Annotated in this window: 1 protein-coding gene; it reads left to right on the top strand. The window is 46.6% G+C overall.

The annotated features are described in order from the left end of the window. Window positions 1–380: IS256 family transposase (locus BN3456_RS00265; protein WP_176699056.1), on the top strand; the 380-nt coding region annotated here is incomplete at both ends.

Here is a 380-nt window from a genome sequence, read left to right on the forward strand (position 1 = left end):
GGGACGTATTGTAAAGAAGGCTGCCTATGTTGCGCTTGGAGTTCAGTTGGATGGAACCAAGGACATCCTGAGCATTACAGTCGGTGCAAATGAATCCTCAAAATTTTGGTTGGGAATGCTTAACAACCTGAAGAACAGAGGGCTCAAGGACGTCCTATTCTTCTGTGTGGATGGCTTGCCAGGCTTTAAGGAGGCAATTGCAGCCGTATATCCGCAGGCAGTGGTACAGAGATGCATTATCCATATGCTGCGTAACTCTTTCCAGTACCTGTCTTATAAGGATCGCAAGAAATTTGCCGCCGATTTTAAAGCTGTATATAAGGCTCCAACGGAAGAATCCGCGTTACAAGCCCTTGCAGAAGTAAAGGAAACATGGGGGA

This window comes from Clostridium sp. C105KSO13 (assembly GCF_001517425.1).
Taxonomy (GTDB): domain Bacteria; phylum Bacillota; class Clostridia; order Lachnospirales; family Lachnospiraceae; genus Muricomes.